We start from the raw sequence: 20295 nt of genomic DNA, 5'->3' as shown, positions 1-20295 counted from the left end.
AAGTCTTTTGTGAAAAGATTAGCAAATGTTACGAGTTGTTATAGGGCAGCTGTCACGATTTGACGAACATCCTCGTTTCCGAGTGATTTGAAGTTTCCGAAGTCGCCGCGAGTCATTGCTGACTTGACGATTGAATCGACTGTATCTTCTTTGATGTCGTAATCCGCAAGACGGTTTGGTGCGCCGAGTGATGTCCAGAAAGCACTAATCGCGTCGATTGTTGCATGTGCTGCTTCCATCTCTGATTTACCTTCCGTGTCGACGTTAAAGACGTTCTCACCAAGTGTGACGAAACGATGTGCGTTTGATTCGTCGAGTACGTGGCGCATCCAGTTCGGGAAGAGGATGGCGAGTCCACCTGCATGTGGGATGTCATGAACAGCTGAGACAGCATGTTCGATGTTGTGTGATGCCCAGTCGCCGCGTGCTCCCATTTGAAGAACACCGTTGAGTGCCATCGTACCAGCGAAGAGAATCGTTCCACGAAGTTCCACGTTTTCGAGATCGTTCACGAGTTTTGGTGCTGCTTCGACGACTGCTTTCATGACACCTTCTGTCATGCGTTCTTGAACCGGTGCATGTGCAGGGTGGAAGTATTGCTCAAGGCAGTGACTCATCATATCGACGATACCATAGATCGTTTGATCTTTCGGTACGCTGACTGTGTATTTCGGATCAAGAATTGAGAATGTTGGGTACGTAAGCGGACTACCCCAACCGTATTTCTCTTGTGTTTTCCAGTTCGTGATGACCGATCCTGAGTTCATCTCAGAACCTGTCGCTGCAAGCGTCAAGACTGTTCCGAATGGGATGACTGTTTTGGGTGTCGCTTTACCGATGACGAGATCCCATGCTTCGCCTTCATACGGGATACCTGCTGCGATCAATTTCGTGCAGTCGATGACAGAACCGCCACCAAGTGCAAGTAGTGCGTCAACGCCTGCTTCACGTGCAATTTTAATTCCGCGTTCTGCAGTTTCGATGCGCGGGTTCGGTTCGACACCGTCGCATTCGACGTACTCGATTCCTGCCGCATTGAGTTCACGTGTGACATCATCATAGACGCCGTTACGTTTAATACTTCCGCCGCCAAAGACGAGCATGACTTTCTTCGCACCAAGTGACTCGAGTTGTGGTTTCAGTTGGCTGACTTGACCGTCACCAAAAATAAGTCTTGTTGGATTGCGATATTCAAAGTTTTCCATCTGTGTTGCCTCCTCAATAAGTAATGAACACCTTACATTATCCACACATTCCCCTTTCGCATCTAATTTAATGCTTATTGTATGTAACAATCGCAAAAAAAAAGAGAACCGACCGATGTCGATTCTCTCATGTGGCTTATTTTTGGAAGTTTGATTTTTCAATCCATTCTTCCAATTTACCTTTAAGAACGTTGAATCCAGGTGCTTCTTCTTGTTTGAAAGCAGGACCTGCATCGCGACGTCCAGCGTTTTTGCGTGGACCTTTCGCGCGTGCTTCACGTTTTGGAGCTTCCTGAGTTGCTTTGATCGAAAGCTTCATTTTTTTGTTAGCTTCGTCGATGTCGAGAACTTTAACAGTTACTTCATCGCCAACTTTTACGTAATCGTTAATGTCTTTTACGTAATCGTGTGAGATTTCTGAAATGTGGACGAGACCTTGTGTTTGCTCGTCAAGTGCTACGAAAGCACCGAAGTTTTGAATACCAGTTACTTTACCAGTAACGACTTGGTCTTTTTCAAAGTTTGCCATAATGTATACACTCCCTAACTAAATTCATCAACTTATAATAACACACTTTTCTTGTATCGTAAAAAATATTTTTGGAATTTGTTTATTTTTTATTTCACAAGGGAACATTTTATTAGCAAGACTTCAAGTATTCCCCCTGATTCTGCCGAACTTTCCGAGTTCGGCCCTTTTTTTGTTCTTTTGTTGAATTGACCTAGGTGATAAAGAAAAGTAATGCTTGAAACGATAAAGACAAAGGACAGATAAGACTATTAAAAAACGGACAGTCTCGGTCTGCTCGCTTTCCGCGGACAAGCCATCATGCCGCTTCAGATGCGTCGCATCTTCCAGGGTCATGATGACTTGTTTTTCCGCAGGAGTCGAGCAAGACCTCACCTGTCCTAGGTTATATGAATTCTCTCTGTGAAGCAATTACAATTTAAGACGATTAATTAATTACTCAAAAATTAAATCGTAATTGACAATGACCGTTCACAAACGAACCTGAACGAAAATGTTCATTAATCCAGCGAGTCCCGCGATAGTGACCGCAGACCCAATGTGGATTACGATAATGAGGCGCAATAATACACATTTAGAGTTACCCCCTTCCCTTTTAGCAGGGAAGAATGACTCGCAACATTAATCAAATAAAGTTTTACCTGAATACGCATATGTAGTATCGTATAAATTAAGTATTTAAACACTACCTCTATTCATGTTGTATTGGCGTACAACATGAGTGCAACGCGTAGTTGAAGATCATTCTTCACTGCCGTACTAAGCAGTTGCGTTCTCGCAGCTGCTTTTTTTGTAAACTTTTTCGGATCACCTCCTCTGATATCTGAATTTTCGATAATTTAAGCCGTTAGAAAAAGGACTAACTGAATAGTGTAAACAAAACTTTATCAGTTAGTCCTTTCCACATGCTTTTCATTTCACTTACAGATCATCGAATCCATTCGCATCCGTTACTTTCGCATATGAACGTGATTTTTGTTCGAAGAAGTCCGATTTCGTCGCGTTCATCGAATCATCTGAATATGCACGAATCCACGGCATGACGTCTTCGTCGTGTCCTTCGTAAAGATCCGACAAACCGATAACGCGAAGACGTTTATTCGCGAGATATTTGACGTAGTCACGCATTTCACTAACATCAAGACCATCTAGATCACGCAAGACATATTCGCTCCACTCGATTTCAAGATCCACGGCACGCTTGAACGTGTCGTAGACGAATTGTGTGAATGAGCCATCTGCATCGATTTCTGGATGCTCCGACAAGACAGCACGTAATAACTGGCTGATGAAGTACGAGTGTTGCAATTCATCACGTTGAATATAGCTGATCATCGTCGATGTTCCGACCATCTTCTGATGGCGCGCTAGGTTATAGAAGAAAGCAAAGCCAGAATAGAAGTTGATCCCTTCAAGAACGATTGAAGCAACGAGTGATTTCGCGAAGTTCTCTGGCGTCCGGTCATTTTGGAAATCTTCGTATAAATCAAGAATGAATGCATTACGCTTCATGACCATGTCATCGTCTTTCGCGATATCGAAAATCCGGTTTTGTTCAGCCAATGGAACTAAGCTGGATAAGACGTAGCTATACGATTGATTATGAACGACTTCCTGTTGCGCGATGATGGCGAGAATCGCATGAACGGATGAATCTGATGTGAACATCGCTGATTCCAAAATATAACGTGTCTGAACCGAATCAAGGATCGAGAGTAGCCCAATGATTCGTTTGAATGCATCTTGTTCCCGTTCGCTCAGTTGATTCCATTGTTGCATGTCTTTTGACATTGAAATCTCATCTGGAATCCAGAAGTTCGATAACAGTTGTTTGTAGATCGAGTAAAACTGTGGATAGGCAATATCGTTCCAATTGACGATGGCACTTGTTTCGCCACCTATGATTGCTGTCGCGCGGTTTGGATGACGTGCATCAAGCAGTTTGATTTTTTGTAGCTGTTCCATGTGCTTCGACTCCCTCTTGCTGTAATTGAAGAATGGTCCGTCTTGTCCATTCCTTGACGAGATGCGGGCGATTGCGTGGTGACTGTTCGATTTTCAACAGTTCTCCGGCAAGCGGGATCCCGAATTTCGAGAGGTGATACGCCATCTCATCGACGGCGCGACAATATTTGACGAACATCTTATCCCCTGTTCCAAAAACAGCTGCCTGCGGAATCGCATGCGTGCTCTCCTTCAAAACCGTTCTAAGACAGTCGCGCATATCGTCGGGTAATTGCCCATCTCCCCACGTATACGAACCAAAATAGACGATATCATAAGGCATTAACTGATACGTCGTCACTTCGTCCGCAAACAACATCGTCGGCTCGATTCCCATCTCAGAACACGTCTTCGCGACGAGTTCTGCCACCTCCTCCGTGTTTCCACTCAATGACGCGTATACGATTGCTGCCTTCATGATATCGTCCTCCTTATCTTATGATGAACACGATTCACATTCGTCGATCTCAACCGTCGTCGAACGCGTGTAGTAGATCGTCTTCATCCCAAGTTGCCATGCTTCCATGTGCATCTCGAGTAATTCTTTTGCTTTGACGTTATTTTTCACGTACAGGTTAAAGCTGATCGCTTGGTCGATGTGACGCTGACGCGAAGCATTTTGACGAATGCTCCATAACTGGTCAATCTCAAACGCTGATTTATAGAACCAGTTCGTTTCCGGTGTTAAATCCGGAACGGTAACTGGGATCTTATAGTTTTTCTTCTCTTCTGAGTAGACTTTTTTATAGATTGGATCAATCGATGCCGTACTTCCCGCAATGATCGCCGTCGATGAGTTCGGTGCGACTGCCATCAAGTAAGCGTTACGCATCCCGTGCGCCGTGATGTCGGCTTGGAGACGATCCCAATCGAGTTCATCCGTCGTTTTGTAGTGGCGACGTTTGATGTACTCTCCTGTTTGCCATTCTGAACCTTCAAAGAGACGGTACGCGCCTTTCTCTTTCGCAAGTTGCATCGACGCATCGATCGTCAAGTAAGCGATTTTCTCGTAGAGACGGTCTGCGTATTGTACCGCTTCGACTGATTCCCAACGGATACCTTCGAGCGCGAGCAGATGGTGCCAACCGAATGTTCCAAGACCAACGGCACGGTATTTTTGATTCGTCAATTGTGCTTGCGGAACATCGATCGTATTCAAGTCGATGACGTTATCAAGCATCCGCATTTGAATCGGAATCAATCGTTCGAGAACATCTGAACGAACCGCACGTGCAAGCGCAATCGATGATAAGTTACAGACGACGAAGTCACCTGGTGTCTTCGTGACGATGATTTTACCGTCTTCTGTATATTCTTCTGTCACGGTCGTCGGACTCATGTTTTGCATGATTTCCGAGCACAGGTTTGATGAATAGATCATGCCTGCATGTTTATTCGGATTCGCACGGTTAACGGCGTCACGGAAGAACATGTATGGCGTCCCTGTCTCAAGTTGCGAACGCATGTAGCGTTTGACGAGATCAATCGCTGGGACTGTTTTTTTGCTGAGACGCGGTTCGTTGACACATGCTTCGTATCGTTCCGTGAAGCTACCGCCTTGTTCTGTCTCATCGAAATAATCTTCAAGGCTGAAGCCCATAATCGTCCGAATTTCGTGTGGGTCAAACAGGTGCCAGTCTTCTCGTGCTTCTACAGCACGCATGAAGCGGTCTGGTAAGTTAACGCCCGTGAACAAGTCATGTGTCCGAAGTCGCTCGTCCCCATTGTTGAGCTTCGCATCTAAGAACTCGAGGATGTCCTTATGCCAGATGTCAAGATACACGGCGATTGATCCTTGGCGCATACCGAGCTGATCGACGCTGACTGCCGTATTGTTCAATTGTTTCATCCATGGGATGACACCACTTGAAACACCTTTAAAGCCTTTGATGTCTGATCCACGTGAGCGAATTTTCCCCATGTAGACACCGATTCCGCCGCCACCCTTAGAAAGTGTCGCTACATCCGTGTTCGAGTCATAGATGCCGCGTAGCGAATCATCGACTGTATCGATGAAGCATGATGAGAGTTGACCATATGATTTACCGGCGTTCGAAAGCGTCGGTGTCGCGACCGTCATGTAGAGGTTCGACAATGCCCAGTAGGCTTCTTTGACGAGTTCTAAACGACGTTCCTTCGGTTCGTTCTGCATCAGCGTCATCGCGATGACCATGAATCGTTCTTGCGGTAGCTCGTACAAATTTTTGACGTGATCACGTGCAAGATACCGGTCTGCCAGTGTCCGAAGGCCAATGTATGTGAACAGGTGGTCGCGGGAAGGATCAATCGTTGCCGACAGTTCGTTGATGTCTTCTTTCGAATACGCATCCAGTAAATGTTTCGTGAAGATACCGATTTCTGTCAGCTTTTCAATCAATGTATACAGCGAACCATATCGTTCTTCCACTGCATATCCGCGGTTTTCACCCGCTTCTAGATATAACCGATTTAAGTAAGTCGCTGTCGCTACGAATGTCCAGTTCGGCTCTTCTGCCTTCAACATATCGAGTGCATGCATCGTTAACAGTTCATAGACTTGATCTGCTTGTAAGGACTTCCCTTCAAGCGCTCGGATGGCACGTTCTGTATAGCGGTCGATATCAAGTTCCGGATACGTTTCCGTCGCTTGTCGAATCACGACATATACGTCTTCTATTGTCATTGCACCCTTAAAGATGCGTGCTGTATTCAGTGGAGATGCCACTATGAACCACTCCCATTCTCTATCGTTAAACAGGTTCGCATTACACGATGAAATACGCTAAACTAAAAAAAGACGTCCTACATATAGAAAGAACTCTACAAGTATCACTCTATATATAGACGTTTTAGACGTTTTTAAACCTGTTAATGTACAAGATATAGGTTATCACTGAAATCTAAAAAAATAACCCCTTGCTTTGAAATTCAGGTCAAACAATTTGAAAAAGGCATCATGACGCCTTTTGAGATATATTGAGATAGCGAGTAAAACATATTATAAGTTCACGCGAACCCTTAAAATAAAGATGAGTCATTTCTCCTATCAGAAGAAAAATATTCTCTTCGAATTTTCTGATATACTGAACGTACCGATCTTCCGTTTGGAGGAAGAAGGATTGAATCCAACTATCACGAAAAGATGACATATGGCATATACGTATGTACGTTGAAAGGAGCTTACCTATGCAAGTCGATTACACACCAAACCCGAATTCCGTCAAAATCACGCTCGAGGAACAGCGCTTCGGTGCGAAAAGTACGAGTGTCAAAAAAGAAGATACACCGGAAGATACGTTGCTCGCATCTTTGATCGCGATCGACGGCATCGATAATCTATTCGCTTACGGCGACTTCGTGACGGTCACGAAAGAACCAGAAGCAGAATGGAATGAGCTGCTACCACGTATCGAAGCAAACATGTAAAAAAACAAGAAGACACCTGTTCCTGAACAGGTGTCTTTGTTCAAGGAGCGATCGCTGATGCCAACCGTATCCATCATCATCCCGACATACAATCGTCCTCGCGAACTAGCAGAAGCGCTAGAAGCGTTGACACGTCAACACTATCAGGACTTCGATGTCATCGTCCTAAACAATAATGGCGACGATGTCTCAGCAGTGACCTCTGCCTATCAGGATCGTCTGCAGATCACATATGTCGAGTTACCTGAAAATCATCACGTCCGTGCTCGAAATCACGGTGTCATGCTCGCTTCCGGTCGGTATATCTTACTTCATGATGACGATGACCTCTTATTACCGAGTCATCTCGAAGAGGCAGTCGGTGATCTCGAAGCCGGCGCGGATCTAACGTATACGGACGCGGAGCTCTTTACGTATCGCTGGGAAGACGGTCACCGGATTGCACTCCATTCCGAACCGTTCGCGTACCCGTATGATCCGGAGACGATCCGAGAAGACTCGACGTACATTCCGTCCGGATCGCTCTACCGTAAATCACTCCACGATCAACTCGGTCTGTTTGATGAAGACGTCTTCAACTACTGGGACTGGGACTGGATTTTACGCGTCGGTAAGGATCATTTAGTGTTACATCCGGCACGAGCAACCGTCCTGTACGCCTTCAACCCGTCCGGCAATCATGAGTCGGCACGACAAGACGCAACGCGACGCGTCTATTTTGACCGCCTGGTCGAAAAACATCAACTTCCGACACGTGAAATGAAGAACTTCCATATTGTTCAGGAAGAACGACGCGCACGATTGCGACAGACACGCCGTACCTTCAATGGTCAATTGACAGAAAGTGAGTGATTCCATGTACACCGAAAAACAACTCGAATTATTAGCACTATTAACACAAAATGGTCCGATGGACGTAAACTTACTTGCGCAGATGCTCGATTGGGAAGCGTCAGAAGTAGCAGCTTCGATCGAAACATTCAAACGTGACGGTGTCCTACTCGGCTATACCGCCGTCATTGACTGGCAAAAGATTCATGCCCATCACGGCGTGACAGCTTTCATCGATGTCAAAGTCACACCAAAACGGGGACGCGGCTTTGATGAAGTCGCAGAGCGAATCCATCGTTTCCCGGAAGTGACGTCCCTGTATCTGATGTCAGGCGCATATGACTTACAAGTCGTACTTGATGGCAAATCGCTACAAGAAGTGTCTCAATTCGTTTCTGAAAAATTATCGACACTCGACTCCGTCATCTCGACGACGACCCATTTCCGCTTAAAGACGTATAAGCACGATGGCGTTCTCTTCAGTCAGGATGATGACGACAAACGATTGAAGGTGTCTCCATGAAATCTTTATCAACACGTGTCGAACAGCTAGCCCCATCCGGCATTCGTCGTTTCTTTGATTTAGCCGGATCGATGGAAGATGTCATCTCACTTGGTGTCGGTGAACCCGATTTCGTCACGCCATGGAACGTCCGAGAAGCAAGCTTTGCAGCACTTGAACAGGGCTACACAGCATACAGTGCTAACGCCGGTTTACTCGAGTTACGTCAGGAAATCGCGCTTTACATGCAAGAAAAGTTCGCCATCTCCTATTCGACGACGGAAGAGATCATCGTCACGACCGGAGCTTCGGAAGGACTTGACCTTGCGTTTCGTAGTTTGATCAATCCGGGAGATGAAGTCATCGTCGTTGAACCGGCGTTCGTTTCATATGCCCCCTTGATCGAACTTGCTGGAGGAATTCCTGTCGCCGCTGCATGTCACGCAGAAGACGGTTTTGCGATTCAACCGGAAACGATCGAACAGTTGCTGACGGACAAAACGAAAGCAATCATTTTCTGTTTCCCATCGAATCCGACAGGCTCGACGATGACACGCGATCAATTAGCGGACCTCGCGTTACTTGTTCAAAAGCATGATTTATATGTCATCAGTGATGAAATCTATGCGGAGCTATCCTACGAAACGGAAGCGATTTGTTTTGCGACCCTTCCTGGTATGCGGGAGCGGACAATCATCATCAATGGTTTCTCGAAAGCCTTCGCGATGACGGGCTGGCGGCTCGGCTTTACTTGCGCACCACCTGCGATCACGCAATCGATGCTGAAGGTCCACCAATATGGAATGATGTGTGCACCAACACTCGTCCAATTCGCGGGTATTGAAGCGTTACGTTCTCGTCATAAGACGGTCCCTGATATGGTGACAAGTTATCGCCAACGCCGGAATTACTTCGTCAAGGCGTTAAACGATGCGGGTCTCCCGACGCACTTACCAGGCGGTGCCTTTTATGCTTTTCCGTACATTGGTCATACCGGGCTGACGAGTGAGCAGTTCGCCGAGCAATTGTTGCTCGCTGAGCGCGTCGCCGTCGTTCCAGGATCCGTCTTCGGAGCAAGCGGTGAAGGCTATGTCCGAGCAAGTTACGCGAGTTCAATCGAACAACTGCAAGAAGCCATCGCGCGCATTCAGCGCTTCATGAAAAAATGGCAGACTCAGGATGAGACAACATCGTCTCATTCACACTAAAAATAAGCCGCTTGCTCAAACGAGCAAGCGGCTTATTTTTAATCGACATAGAAAACAAGAAACATCCGATAGTCGTCTTCCGCATGATACGGCGAGACTGGACCGAGTTGTGGCGCAAAGACTTCCAACCGATACGGTGAGTCCTTAAAGTCAAGCGGTGTCCGTTCCTTGATCAAACGTCCCATTTCATCCGCCAGCTCTTTGACTTCAACTAGACTACGCGAGCGTTCCATCGGTGCTTCGAAGACGAACGCCTCGATTCCTTCAATCGTTGCACAACGTAGGAAACGCCGGAGCGAAGGGAGTGCCGTCTCCATATTCTCCTTTAGCGTTTGATCCTCTTCGTACGCAGGGGCTCCCCAGAGACGTGCCTCACTTCCTGTCGCACTCCGGAAGTGATCAATCGTTTTTTCGGTAATGGGATCACGTGTCAAGGCAAAGCGTGTTTTATCCCGCTTGAGATTCTTTTCATTCGTCCGATCGATTTCCGACAGTAAATCGAGTTGAAGTGGTCGTGCTAAACGAAATAATTCCCGTTGCAGACGTGCGATAGAATGACCGATTGGAACAATTGTATCCTTCGCTTTAGGCGGTTTATCCCCTTCGTATCCATTCATGACGCGTGCGACTTGACCAGCTTCATGCACAAGTCGATAAAAGGAACCATCCTGATCATCGTTTACCGTTCCGAGTGTCTCATGTTGCACCGCAAGATCCGTCACGTATTGATTGGCAAGACACGTCGAGATCATCAAAACGTCGACAAGTTCTGAACGAAGAGCTTCTTGATCTCTTTGTTCGAGTGCTTCGCCGACTTCACCGATTTCTTCTGTCAAGCGTGCGAGACCAGATAGCGGTCGAAAATAACCTCCGAGTGAACGAATCGTCGCATCAACCTTTTGTTGCAGTATCTTCATCTGTTCCATCTGTCTGATCCTCCATGATTGCTTGACGTACTTGCGCCTCCGTCTCTTGTTTGACACGTTTGGCAAACGCCTGATTTTTCTTCCATTCTCGGATTCCAACGGATGTCGCAGCAATCAATGCAGCAAATAATCCGATTTCTCTTTTACGCATCGCTTTCTCCTCCTTTTGAATGACTCGTTCCCTACCTAAACATGATATGATGATATCAATTCTACATAATCCAGTAAGAGGTGTTGCTTGTGTCGACTGAACGTCTTTGGCAAATGGCCCGGTTCTTGACGGTGATCTTCGCCTTCGTAGCTGTTGGATGGTTACTCATCCGCCTCTCGTCCATTTTGTACCCGTTTGTCTTTGCGTTTCTGCTTGCTCTTTTCAGCCGTCCGCTCGTCGATTTCTTTCAAAAGCGATTACGGATCAATCGTGGATGGGGTGCGTTGTTGTCCATCATTTTGATCAGTGGTTTATTGATCGGTTCGCTTGCCTTGATCATCATGCAGTTGATTCGCGGTCTCGTATTTGTCGCCAATCAATTACCGGCACAAATCCAGGAATTAAGTCTGTATTTTCAAAAGCTATACAACGAAAAACTGGCACCGATTTGGAACGATGCGTCCGAAGCATTACGTTCATTAGAACCATCCCAACAAAATACGGTCCAAAACAGTATTCAATCGCTCGGTAGCTCGCTTGCGAGTGCGATTGGAGAAGGCTCAAAAAGTATTGCGATGATGCTTCAATCTGTTCTTGCGACTTTGCCATCGATTGCGTTGATTTTCGTCATCGTCTTACTCGCTTGGTTCTTTATCGCAAAGGATTGGCACCAGTACGAAATGCGATTGAAGCGCTACGAGATGCTTCCTTGGTTCGCTCGTGTCGAGTCGGTCTTCTTGAGCTTACGATCTGCCTTATTTGGCTATCTTAAAGCGCAGCTCACGTTGATCACGATCACGTTTTTCATCGTCTTGATTGGTTTGTTCATCATTGGTGTCGATCATCCATTCGCAGTTGCTTTCATCGCTGCCTTCTTCGACATCTTACCGTATCTCGGTACTGGTTCCGTCTTCCTGCCTTGGATCGCCTACTCGGTGATTACTGGAGATACGACGCTTGCGATTGGACTTGGCATTTTGTACGCCATCGTCATTCTCCAGCGCAACATCATGGAACCGAAGATCGTCGGCGATAACATCGGCATTCAACCGATTACGGCATTGATTGCGTTGTTCGTCGGTATCAAATTCTTCGGCGTCTTCGGGTTAATCCTTGGACCATTGATTGCCGTCATCTTAAAAGCACTCTACAATGCACAGATTTTCCATTATATCTGGGACTTCGTGAAAGGATCACCCACACCATTTCGGTGAGGGTGATTTTTTGGGTACAGCGGCATATAAAGGATATCCTTCCGTGTCCACTGGTTGACTTGCTGGAAAGTAATCGCATGGAAAACGTGCACCGGTCGCAAGCAGACAAGCATCAAGCCAATCATCAATCGCGACGTTCGGCTGACGCTGTTCCCATAACGGGGGACAATCGTATTGTTCAAGTAATTCGATTCGTTCCGCGATGCCTTCTTTTGTTTTCTTGGAAAAACGTGCCGGATGACCGGCGAGACGTGCAAAGCAGACTTCCGGATGTGATTCGATCATTTCAGATCGATACGCATGACGGACTTCTCGGATTTTCGGCAATAGATACCACGCTTGTTTCGAAAGTCCGATACCAGCATGTTGTTTCGCTAAATCATTTGCTTCCATATAACTTGATGTTGTCAACGCACTGAGAAATGGTGCATTAAAGACACTACTCGTTCGTCCGGGGCGCAGTTCCTGTCGCAACAGCTGATCTGTTTCGCGTCGTCCTTCCATCAAACCGATCGGCATATCGATCCAAATTCGGTCGGCTGGCGGGATCTGTCCAAGCGTCGGTTCGATTGATCCTGAGTACGTCTCATTTTCGTACCTGACGACGACCCATCCTGCCTTTGCCGCATCAATCCCGATGACGTGCATTCGTCTTCTCCCGGAAAGAACGCAGTAGTGATAAGACCGTGAAGATACCGATAAATATCGCAAGACCGAGCGATAGACGATCTCGTGCATCCAAGTACCAGACGACGGTAAGAATCGTCAACAAGACGCCGAGTAGATTCCAACGTCTCATTTTTCTTGCTCGACGAATCGATACAGACTACGAACCATGACACCCGTTGCTCCTTTTGGACCAATCTCAGACGCTTGATTCTGTTCCGATGTTCCCGCGATATCGAGGTGCAACCATGGTGTGTCGCCGACGAATTCCCCGACGAACGCACCACCGAAGATCATGTGTCCCATGCGTCCCGGTGAGTTATTCAAATCTGCGACATCTGAGCGGCGGACTTGTTTGATGAACGCATCGACATATGGCATTTGCCAAACCATCTCGTTCGTCTCTTTCGTCACCTGTTCAAAGCGTTCGTAAAGTGACGCATCATTCGTCAACGCACCTGTGATTTCTGTTCCAAGGGCGACAAGGACACCACCTGTCAATGTTGCGAGGTCGATGATGGCTTTCGGCTGGTACTCTTTCACGTACGTGACTGCATCTGCGAGGACAAGTCGTCCTTCTGCATCCGTGTTCAAGACTTCAATCGTTTTTCCTGCCATCGATGTGATGACATCATCCGGTTTGAAGGCATCCCCAGAAATCATGTTATCCGTTGCCGGAATGACGCCAATGACGTGAACATCAGGTTTGAGTTGACCGAGTGCTTCAAACAGACCAAGAACTGCTGCTGCGCCTCCCATATCTCCTTTCATCCCGACGATCCCGTCTTTTGGTTTGATCGAATAACCACCTGTATCGAACGTGACACCTTTTCCGACGACAGCAATCGGTGCTTCTACTGAGCCTTTGTATTCAAGGACGATCAACTTCGGCGGAATGACCGATCCTTGATTGACGGCAAGCAAGGCACCCATGCCAAGTGCTTCCATCTCTTCCTTATCGATGATTCGGAGATCATGTCCATGACGCTCCGCGATGAAGCGTGCTTCGTCCGCAAGCGCTGGCGCCGTCAAAAGATTTCCCGGCATCGTTACGAGACGTCGCGCCAAGTTCGTTGCTTCCCCTAAGGCTTTTCCGCGACGCACTGCCTCGTCTTCAGAAGGTAAGACCGTCAGATGAAGCGTGTACGCTTTAGAAGGAGATGTTTTATAATGTTTGACCTCATATGTAGCGAGGGTGAATGTCTCAGCAATCAGTTCGACCGGTTGACCTGGAAACGTCGTCGCGTCGACTGTCACCTGTTCTAAGCGGCGTGCTTTGACATGTTGTGCGGCTTTTCCGAGCAAACGGCGCAAGTTGTCTTGCGAGAGTTGATCGACTTTCCCAAGTCCGACGAACAGCACACGTGCGACGTCTCCCGATAACGTCGGCAACAGACGAAGTTCTCCCCGTTTCGTTGAGATATCACCTTGACGGACCCACTCTTCTAGTTTGTCACCATACAGTGCTTGTAATCGTTCATCAAGCGGTTGATTCCCTGATATCCCGACGATCAGTACGTCTACGGGTTGATTCGTTTGCATAAAAATTCCCCCTTTATCTAATACCTATTAGTATGAAGTGTTTTCAGTCATTTTCCAACTGATAGCCTCTCAACGAATCGCAAGCGCTTACATGATTCTTGTTTGCCAATTTGTCGAAATGCTTGGTTTCAAACAATTGTTGCCCGTTTCACAATATGATAGGATTAAACAGGTGAAATATTGAGACACTTCAAGAAACGATGCGTTTGCTGTTCCGGGAAATGTCTACGTTTTCATTCAAGGGAGAGTGCGCAGAAGGCTCGTTAAGAGAGAGGCGTTTATGGGTATCTATAGATAGCTAAGAAACGAAGTCGTCGCGTTAAAAAAACTTACTGAAAAGAGGGTAATGCACATGGCACAACACATCAAAGGAATTGGCGCTTCTGCAGGGATCGCGATTGCAAAGGCATTCGTGATGGAAACACCGGTCTTTGAGATTCCATCGCACAAAATCGAGGATGCGGCTGCGGAAAAAGAACGTTTCCAAGCAGCGATCGCAAAATCGAAGACGGAACTCGAAGTCATTCGTGAAAATACCTTAAAAGAATTAGGTCCAGATAAAGCGGAGATCTTCTCGGCTCACCTTCTAATCCTAGAAGATCCGGAAATCGTTAGTCAGGTGAACGCAAAAATCGAGGACGAGCAAGCAAATGCTGCGAAAGCACTCGATGAAGTCGCGAACATGATGGTCATGATTTTCGAATCAATGGATAACGAATACATGCGTGAACGTGCAGCGGACGTCCGCGACGTCACGAAACGGACGATGGCTCACCTTCTCGGTATCACGTTCGTCACTCCAGCTCAAATTAACGAAGAAGTCATCATCATCGCGGAAGACTTGACTCCTTCAGATACGGCACAATTGAATCGTAAGTATGCTAAAGGTTTCGCAACGAACATTGGTGGCCGGACATCGCACTCTGCCATTATGTCACGTTCACTCGAAATCCCAGCAGTCGTCGGAACAAAAGTTGTCTTGACGGACGTTAAACACGGCGATCTTCTCATCCTTGACGGTGCGGAAGGTGATGTCATCGTCAACCCAAGTGAAGAGCAAGTCGCTGAGTATGAAGCAAAACGTGCAGCATACATCGCACAAAAAGAAGAGTGGAAAAAACTCAAGAACGAAAAAACAATGACGGCTGACGGTCACCACGTCGAGCTCGCTGCAAACATCGGTACACCAAACGATGTCAAAGGCGTGCTTGAAAACGGAGCAGAAGCTGTCGGTCTCTACCGTACAGAATTCCTCTACATGGATGCAGAGACATTCCCAACGGAAGACGAGCAATTCACAGCATACAAAACCGTTCTCGAGTCAATGGGCGATAAAAAAGTCGTCATTCGGACACTCGATATCGGTGGCGACAAAGAATTGTCGTACCTTGATCTCCCACACGAGATGAACCCGTTCCTCGGTTACCGCGCGATCCGTCTTTGTCTCGATCAAACAGACTTGTTCCGTACACAATTGCGCGCACTTCTTCGTGCGAGTGCATACGGTAAACTCGCTGTCATGTTCCCAATGATCGCAACAATCGAAGAGTTCCGTGCTGCAAAAGCACTTCTCCTCGAAGAGAAAGCAAACCTCCAAGCTGAAGGTGTCACTGTATCAGAAGACATCGAAGTCGGTATGATGGTCGAGATCCCAGCAACGGCGGTCATGGCTCGTCAGTTCGCAAAAGAAGTCGACTTCTTCTCTGTCGGAACGAACGATTTGATTCAATACACGATGGCGGCAGACCGGATGAACGAAAAAGTATCGTACCTGTACCAACCGTTCAATCCTGCGATCTTGAACCTCTTGAACAATGTCATCACAGAAGCACACAAAGCAGGCAAATGGGTCGGCATGTGTGGTGAGATGGCAGGAGAAGAATTGGCACTCCCAATCCTTCTTGGGCTTGGTCTTGATGAGTTCTCGATGTCTGCTTCATCTGTCCTTCGCGCACGTAGCTTGATGACACGCCTCAACAAGTCAGAATGTGAAGCAATCGTCGAGCAAGTGCTTGATATGGATACAGCAGAAGAAGTCGTCGACTTCCTCAGCACGACATTCGATATCAAAAAATAATTTCTGTTAGACGAATCTGGAGTAATCCAGGTTCGTCTTTTTTTATGCCGATTAACAAAAAAACAACGCCCTCTTTTAATAAGAAAGAAGGCGTTGTTGAAACCTGATTATTGAGCTTGTTTTTTCTTCTCTGGGGTCGCTTGTTCCGATAAAATCGGACGCTCGTTCCCCATTAAGAAGATAAAGATGACACCGAGTACTGCTGGAATCAAGGCCCAGAAATAGACAGTAGAGATGGATTCTGCAAGCGATGTCTTGATTGCTGCCGCGACTTCTGGTGGCATCTTCGCAAACGCAGCTGCCGTCGGGAACTGCCCACCTGACGGCGCTCCACCTTGCGGCAATCGATCCGCTACAGCCGATGTGAACGTTCGTGATTGAATGATGCCGAGGACCGTGACACCAAGCGTCATCCCGATCGTCCGGAATGTCGATCCCATCGACGTCGCAGCACCACGACGTTGCATCTCGATCCCATTGATGCTTGCTAGGTTCAACAACGAGAAGCTAAAGCCAACACCGAACCCAAGAATGATCATATAGATCGTTACTGCTGTACGCGATGTCTCAAGCGTCATTGTACTGAGGAGATACACACCGAGTAGGAAAAAGACAGCCGAGACGATCATGACATTTCGGAAACCAAACTTATTCGGCAACTGGCCACCGAGCTGCGCCGAGATGACTGAGGCAATTAACATCGGCATCAGGATCAGACCGGAGTTCGTCGCACTGCCACCAAAGACACCTTGAACGAAGATTGGAATGAACACACTCGCCGAGATGAAGACGAATCCATAAAAGAACGCAACGCCTTGTGTTGCCGCAAATAAACGACGACGGAACAGACTGAATGTAATAACTGGATCCGCGGCACGGCGTTCAGCGAATGCGAAGGCAACGAACGCGACGAGTGCTGCTACGAACAGACCAAGAATTTGTGGTGAAGACCATGCATACTCTTTCCCACCCATTTCGAGCGCGAGTAAGAATAAAACCAATCCTGCAACAAGCGTAAAGGCACCGACGTAGTCGATTTTCTGTGTCCGGTGAACTGGTGATTCCTGATAGAAGACCGTCACGAGACCAAGGGCAATCAATCCGAGTGGGATGTTGATATAAAATACCCAGCGCCAGTCGAGGGAATCCGTCAATACGGCACCAAGCAACGGTCCGAAGATACTCGAGATCCCGAAGACCGCTCCGAACAATCCACTGACTTTCCCACGTTTCTCCGGTGGGAAGATATCAAAAATAATCGTAAAGGCGATCGGCATCAACGCACCGCCACCAAGCCCTTGCAAGGCACGATACGCAGATAATTCAATGATTGAGTCTGCCATTCCACACAAGATACTCCCTATCATGAAGATAAGCATCCCAAAGAGGAAGAAGCGTTTTCTTCCATACATGTCGCTCAATTTACCGAAAATCGGCATCCCGGCAACGGTTGCGATCATGTAAGCCGACGTGACCCAAGCGTACTGATCAAACCCATTCAGTTCACTGACGATCGTCGGCATCGCCGTCGCAACGATCGTGTTATCCATTGCTGCGACTAAAATACCAATCAATAATCCGATGACGACAGGTGTCGTATTCGTTTTTGTTGTAGTCGAAGACATCGACGCACCTCATTTCTAAAAAATTAGCTAACTCTTATAATAGCTAACTCATTGTATCATCATATGTGCAAAATCTCACTATCAAATGTGCTTTATGATATTTTCACATAAAAAAGACGGATCGTTCGTGACGATCCGTCGCTTTTCTTCCTTTACTCTACACGATACGAAATCGCTTCTCCGGCTTCGACCGTCTGTCCGACATCGACGTCGACTTTTCGATCGCCAATGTTCGTGACGATGATCGGTGTCAGTAACGATGGCACGAGTGGTCGTACTTGCTCGAGATCGACATTGAGAAGTGGTGTCCCCGGTTCGACACGATCTCCAGCTTTCGCTAATGCCTCAAATCCTTTTCCTTCAAGTGACACTGTATCAATACCAATGTGAATTAAGATCTCATCTCCGTTATCTGCAAGAATACCGATTGCGTGTTTCGTCGGGAAGAAGGTTGTGATCTCACCAGAGACGGGAGAGACGACATATCCTTCCGTCGGTTCGATCGCATATCCGTCACCCATCATACGACCGGAGAATACTTGATCCGGTACATCATCCAGAGAACGAATGATACCGCTCAGTGGTGCGACGTATCCATCTTCAGGCACATAAGCACCCCCACGATTTCCAGCGAATGGTCCCGTATCGGTTGTACCCAATCCAGAAGTTCGCGCTTCATCTCCTGTTGGAACTTGTGGAATTGGATCGGCTTCCGGTGTCTCTTTCGGTTTGTAATTTGGATCTTTCATGATATCTGCCATTTCTGACTTGATCCCATCGGATTTCGGTCCAAAGATCGCCTGGACGTTATCTCCGACTTCAAGGACACCGGCAGCACCGAGCTCTTTCAAGCGATCCTTGTTGACACCTGATTTATCATTGACGGTAATCCGAAGACGCGTGATACAGGCATCGAGGTGCTTGATGTTCGATGGACCACCAAACGCCTGTAGGATTTCATACGGAAGATCACCTGCTTGTGCCGTCGATGTCGCAGCACCTTCTTTAATCGCTTCACGTCCTGGAATCTTCAGATCGAATTTCGTGATGACGAAACGGAAACCGAAGTAATAAATGACGGCGAAAACGAGACCGACTGGAATGACAAGCCACCACGAAGTGCGATTCGGTAAAATCCCGAACAACGTGTAGTCAATTAATCCGCCGGAGAACGTCATCCCAATCTTAACGTTTAGCAAGTCCATAATCATGAACGATAGACCTGCAAAAACAGCGTGCACAGCGAACAAAAGCGGTGCAACGAATACGAATGAGAACTCGACTGGCTCCGTGATCCCAGTTAGGAAAGACGTCAATGCAGCTGAGAAGTAAAGACCTTCAACAGCTTTTCGACGATCTTTTGCGACAGTATGGTACATTGCAAGACAGGCTGCTGGCAAACCGAACATCATGAATGGATATTTCCCAGTCATATATGTCCCTGCTGTAAATGGTACACCGTCCTTTAATTGTGCAAAGAAGATTCGCTGGTCCCCATTGATGATCGTTCCTGCTTTATCCGTATATTCACCGAATTGGAACCAAAAGCTTGAGTACCAAATATGGTGAAGACCGAACGGAATCAATGAACGTTCGACGAGTCCAAAGATGAAGGCAGACAACGGTTCGTTCGCTTCGATGATTGTTTTGGAGAACGTATTGATGCCTGTTCCGATCGGTGGCCAAATATATGACAAAGCAAAACCTGCGACAAGACTGAACAAGGCGGTCGCAATCGGAACGAAACGTTTACCTGCAAAGAATCCAAGGAAATCAGGCAGTTTGATTTTAAAGAATTTATTATAACTGTACGCTGCTATCAAACCGGCAATGATCCCCCCGAATACCCCCATTTGCAAGGTCGGTATCCCAAGGACCGTCGCATACGACAAATCACTCGCCTTTTGTGCTTCTGTGATTTTTTCTGGTGTAATCTGCAAGAATGAACTGATGACCTTGTTCATGATCAGGAAACCAACGATGGCTGCTAAGCCGGCGACCCCTTCTCCGTTCGCAAGGCCAATTGCGACCCCTACAGCGAACAATAATCCGAGGTTCGCAAAGATGATGTCACCCGCATCCTGCATGACTCGCCAGATGACGACAAGCGAATCGTTCTCCAGAAACGGTAAATATTGTGTTAAGTTCGGGTTTTGAAACGCTGTCCCGAACGCAAGCAATAATCCCGCTGCCGGCAAAATCGCTACCGGTAACATTAGGGCCTTACCGATCCGCTGTAAGACACCAAACACGTTTTTCCACATGCGCATATTCCCTCCTTTTTTTAAACAAACTACTTAATTCATACCCTAAAATATTCTAGTGCAAAACGATTCTAAACGATTTCGAAAAAAAAGATGAGCCCTTCCGCAGAAGGACTCATCTTAAAAAACATTAGACTGTTTTTTCT

General features: G+C 47.0%; 18 protein-coding genes. 6 read left to right on the top strand and 12 right to left on the bottom strand.

Annotated elements, in window-relative coordinates; translation table 11 throughout:
- Positions 1–38: 38 nt before the first annotated feature.
- The 5 genes from BW42_RS00425 to BW42_RS00405 form a co-directional block, all read right to left on the bottom strand.
- On the bottom strand, positions 39–1205 hold the full coding sequence (locus BW42_RS00425; RefSeq protein WP_035406102.1) for an iron-containing alcohol dehydrogenase: 1167 nt from the start codon (positions 1203–1205) through the stop codon (positions 39–41).
- A 136-nt stretch (positions 1206–1341) separates the two neighbouring features.
- Positions 1342–1734 (bottom strand): S1 domain-containing post-transcriptional regulator GSP13, encoded by a 393-nt coding sequence (gene yugI / locus BW42_RS00420; protein ID WP_012371159.1) that lies wholly within the window; start codon positions 1732–1734, stop codon positions 1342–1344.
- Between the two features lie 921 nt (positions 1735–2655).
- Positions 2656–3699, bottom strand: a complete 1044-nt coding sequence (locus BW42_RS00415; RefSeq protein ID WP_035406099.1) for a ribonucleotide-diphosphate reductase subunit beta — start codon at positions 3697–3699, stop codon at positions 2656–2658.
- The gene (locus BW42_RS00410; RefSeq protein ID WP_035406096.1) at positions 3668–4156 is read right to left on the bottom strand and encodes a flavodoxin domain-containing protein; all 489 of its coding nucleotides are present in this window, start codon (positions 4154–4156) and stop codon (positions 3668–3670) included. Before BW42_RS00410 ends, BW42_RS00415 begins: the two co-directional genes overlap by 32 nt.
- Positions 4157–4174: 18 nt before the next feature.
- Complete coding sequence (locus BW42_RS00405; RefSeq protein WP_035406094.1) at positions 4175–6442, bottom strand: ribonucleoside-diphosphate reductase subunit alpha; 2268 nt, start codon at positions 6440–6442, stop codon at positions 4175–4177.
- Positions 6443–6903: 461 nt separating this feature from the next.
- Here BW42_RS00405 and BW42_RS00400 point away from each other — a divergent pair, with 461 nt between their 5' ends.
- Genes BW42_RS00400 through BW42_RS00385 form a run of 4 tightly spaced genes read left to right on the top strand, consistent with a single transcriptional unit; the run spans position 6904 to position 9684 of the window.
- Positions 6904–7143 (top strand): NifU N-terminal domain-containing protein, encoded by a 240-nt coding sequence (locus tag BW42_RS00400; RefSeq protein WP_035406091.1) that lies wholly within the window; start codon positions 6904–6906, stop codon positions 7141–7143.
- Between the two features lie 57 nt (positions 7144–7200).
- Entirely contained in the window at positions 7201–7995 is a 795-nt protein-coding gene (locus BW42_RS00395) for a glycosyltransferase family 2 protein (RefSeq protein WP_035406088.1), read from the top strand.
- A gap of 4 nt (positions 7996–7999) precedes the next feature.
- Entirely contained in the window at positions 8000–8497 is a 498-nt protein-coding gene (locus BW42_RS00390) for an Lrp/AsnC family transcriptional regulator (protein WP_035406085.1), read from the top strand.
- Positions 8494–9684 carry an aminotransferase gene (locus BW42_RS00385; RefSeq protein WP_035406082.1) on the top strand — a complete coding sequence of 397 codons (1191 nt, stop codon included), beginning with the start codon at positions 8494–8496 and terminating at the stop codon, positions 9682–9684. Before BW42_RS00390 ends, BW42_RS00385 begins: the two co-directional genes overlap by 4 nt.
- A gap of 38 nt (positions 9685–9722) precedes the next feature.
- Here the strand turns inward: BW42_RS00385 and BW42_RS00380 are convergent, their stop codons facing one another.
- Both BW42_RS00380 and BW42_RS00375 read right to left on the bottom strand, forming a co-directional pair.
- Entirely contained in the window at positions 9723–10610 is an 888-nt protein-coding gene (locus BW42_RS00380; RefSeq protein ID WP_231496827.1) for a MazG nucleotide pyrophosphohydrolase domain-containing protein, read from the bottom strand.
- Positions 10576–10761 carry a hypothetical protein gene (locus tag BW42_RS00375; protein ID WP_035406076.1) on the bottom strand — a complete coding sequence of 62 codons (186 nt, stop codon included), beginning with the start codon at positions 10759–10761 and terminating at the stop codon, positions 10576–10578. Before BW42_RS00375 ends, BW42_RS00380 begins: the two co-directional genes overlap by 35 nt.
- A gap of 89 nt (positions 10762–10850) precedes the next feature.
- Here BW42_RS00375 and ytvI point away from each other — a divergent pair, with 89 nt between their 5' ends.
- The gene (gene ytvI, locus BW42_RS00370) at positions 10851–11975 is read left to right on the top strand and encodes a sporulation integral membrane protein YtvI (protein WP_035406072.1); all 1125 of its coding nucleotides are present in this window, start codon (positions 10851–10853) and stop codon (positions 11973–11975) included.
- Here the strand turns inward: ytvI and BW42_RS00365 are convergent.
- The 3 genes from BW42_RS00365 to BW42_RS00360 are packed head-to-tail and all read right to left on the bottom strand — an operon-like array spanning position 11955 to position 14183.
- Complete coding sequence (locus tag BW42_RS00365; RefSeq protein ID WP_035406068.1) at positions 11955–12623, bottom strand: DUF429 domain-containing protein; 669 nt, start codon at positions 12621–12623, stop codon at positions 11955–11957. The genes ytvI and BW42_RS00365 overlap by 21 nt on opposite strands.
- Positions 12604–12774 carry a hypothetical protein gene (locus tag BW42_RS16230; protein ID WP_155960137.1) on the bottom strand — a complete coding sequence of 57 codons (171 nt, stop codon included), beginning with the start codon at positions 12772–12774 and terminating at the stop codon, positions 12604–12606. The genes BW42_RS00365 and BW42_RS16230 overlap by 20 nt, the downstream gene beginning before the upstream one ends.
- Entirely contained in the window at positions 12771–14183 is a 1413-nt protein-coding gene (locus tag BW42_RS00360; RefSeq protein WP_035406065.1) for a leucyl aminopeptidase, read from the bottom strand. Before BW42_RS00360 ends, BW42_RS16230 begins: the two co-directional genes overlap by 4 nt.
- A gap of 352 nt (positions 14184–14535) precedes the next feature.
- On the opposite strand from BW42_RS00360, the gene ptsP reads away from it, so the two are divergent.
- Positions 14536–16260: a phosphoenolpyruvate--protein phosphotransferase gene (gene ptsP, locus BW42_RS00355; protein ID WP_035406062.1), complete on the top strand. Its 1725-nt coding sequence runs from the start codon at positions 14536–14538 to the stop codon at positions 16258–16260.
- Positions 16261–16367: 107 nt separating this feature from the next.
- On the opposite strand, the gene BW42_RS00350 is transcribed toward ptsP, so the two are convergent.
- Together BW42_RS00350 and ptsG are read right to left on the bottom strand one after the other, a co-directional pair.
- The gene (locus BW42_RS00350) at positions 16368–17885 is read right to left on the bottom strand and encodes an MDR family MFS transporter (RefSeq protein ID WP_035406059.1); all 1518 of its coding nucleotides are present in this window, start codon (positions 17883–17885) and stop codon (positions 16368–16370) included.
- 152 nt (positions 17886–18037) lie between these two features.
- On the bottom strand, positions 18038–20149 hold the full coding sequence (ptsG, locus tag BW42_RS00345; protein ID WP_035406056.1) for a glucose-specific PTS transporter subunit IIBC: 2112 nt from the start codon (positions 20147–20149) through the stop codon (positions 18038–18040).
- Positions 20150–20295 lie beyond the last annotated feature (146 nt).

This window comes from Exiguobacterium sp. RIT341 (assembly GCF_000632205.1).
Taxonomy (GTDB): domain Bacteria; phylum Bacillota; class Bacilli; order Exiguobacteriales; family Exiguobacteriaceae; genus Exiguobacterium_A.
This window is presented reverse-complemented; position numbering and strand designations above follow the sequence as displayed.

Bases quoted from the DNA above. Each gene is read 5' to 3' on its own strand.
- BW42_RS00385 (WP_035406082.1), top strand. From the start codon at position 8,494: ATGAAATCTTTATCAACACGTGTCGAACAGCTAGCCCCATCCGGCATT.
- BW42_RS00375 (WP_035406076.1), bottom strand. From the start codon at position 10,761: ATGCGTAAAAGAGAAATCGGATTATTTGCTGCATTGATTGCTGCGACA.
- BW42_RS00425 (WP_035406102.1), bottom strand. From the start codon at position 1,205: ATGGAAAACTTTGAATATCGCAATCCAACAAGACTTATTTTTGGTGAC.
- BW42_RS16230 (WP_155960137.1), bottom strand. From the start codon at position 12,774: ATGAGACGTTGGAATCTACTCGGCGTCTTGTTGACGATTCTTACCGTC.
- ptsP (WP_035406062.1), top strand. From the start codon at position 14,536: ATGGCACAACACATCAAAGGAATTGGCGCTTCTGCAGGGATCGCGATT.
- BW42_RS00360 (WP_035406065.1), bottom strand. From the start codon at position 14,183: ATGCAAACGAATCAACCCGTAGACGTACTGATCGTCGGGATATCAGGG.
- BW42_RS00410 (WP_035406096.1), bottom strand. From the start codon at position 4,156: ATGAAGGCAGCAATCGTATACGCGTCATTGAGTGGAAACACGGAGGAG.
- BW42_RS00415 (WP_035406099.1), bottom strand. From the start codon at position 3,699: ATGGAACAGCTACAAAAAATCAAACTGCTTGATGCACGTCATCCAAAC.
- yugI (WP_012371159.1), bottom strand. From the start codon at position 1,734: ATGGCAAACTTTGAAAAAGACCAAGTCGTTACTGGTAAAGTAACTGGT.
- BW42_RS00395 (WP_035406088.1), top strand. From the start codon at position 7,201: ATGCCAACCGTATCCATCATCATCCCGACATACAATCGTCCTCGCGAA.
- BW42_RS00380 (WP_231496827.1), bottom strand. From the start codon at position 10,610: ATGGAACAGATGAAGATACTGCAACAAAAGGTTGATGCGACGATTCGT.
- BW42_RS00400 (WP_035406091.1), top strand. From the start codon at position 6,904: ATGCAAGTCGATTACACACCAAACCCGAATTCCGTCAAAATCACGCTC.
- ptsG (WP_035406056.1), bottom strand. From the start codon at position 20,149: ATGTGGAAAAACGTGTTTGGTGTCTTACAGCGGATCGGTAAGGCCCTA.
- BW42_RS00365 (WP_035406068.1), bottom strand. From the start codon at position 12,623: ATGCACGTCATCGGGATTGATGCGGCAAAGGCAGGATGGGTCGTCGTC.
- BW42_RS00350 (WP_035406059.1), bottom strand. From the start codon at position 17,885: ATGTCTTCGACTACAACAAAAACGAATACGACACCTGTCGTCATCGGA.
- BW42_RS00390 (WP_035406085.1), top strand. From the start codon at position 8,000: ATGTACACCGAAAAACAACTCGAATTATTAGCACTATTAACACAAAAT.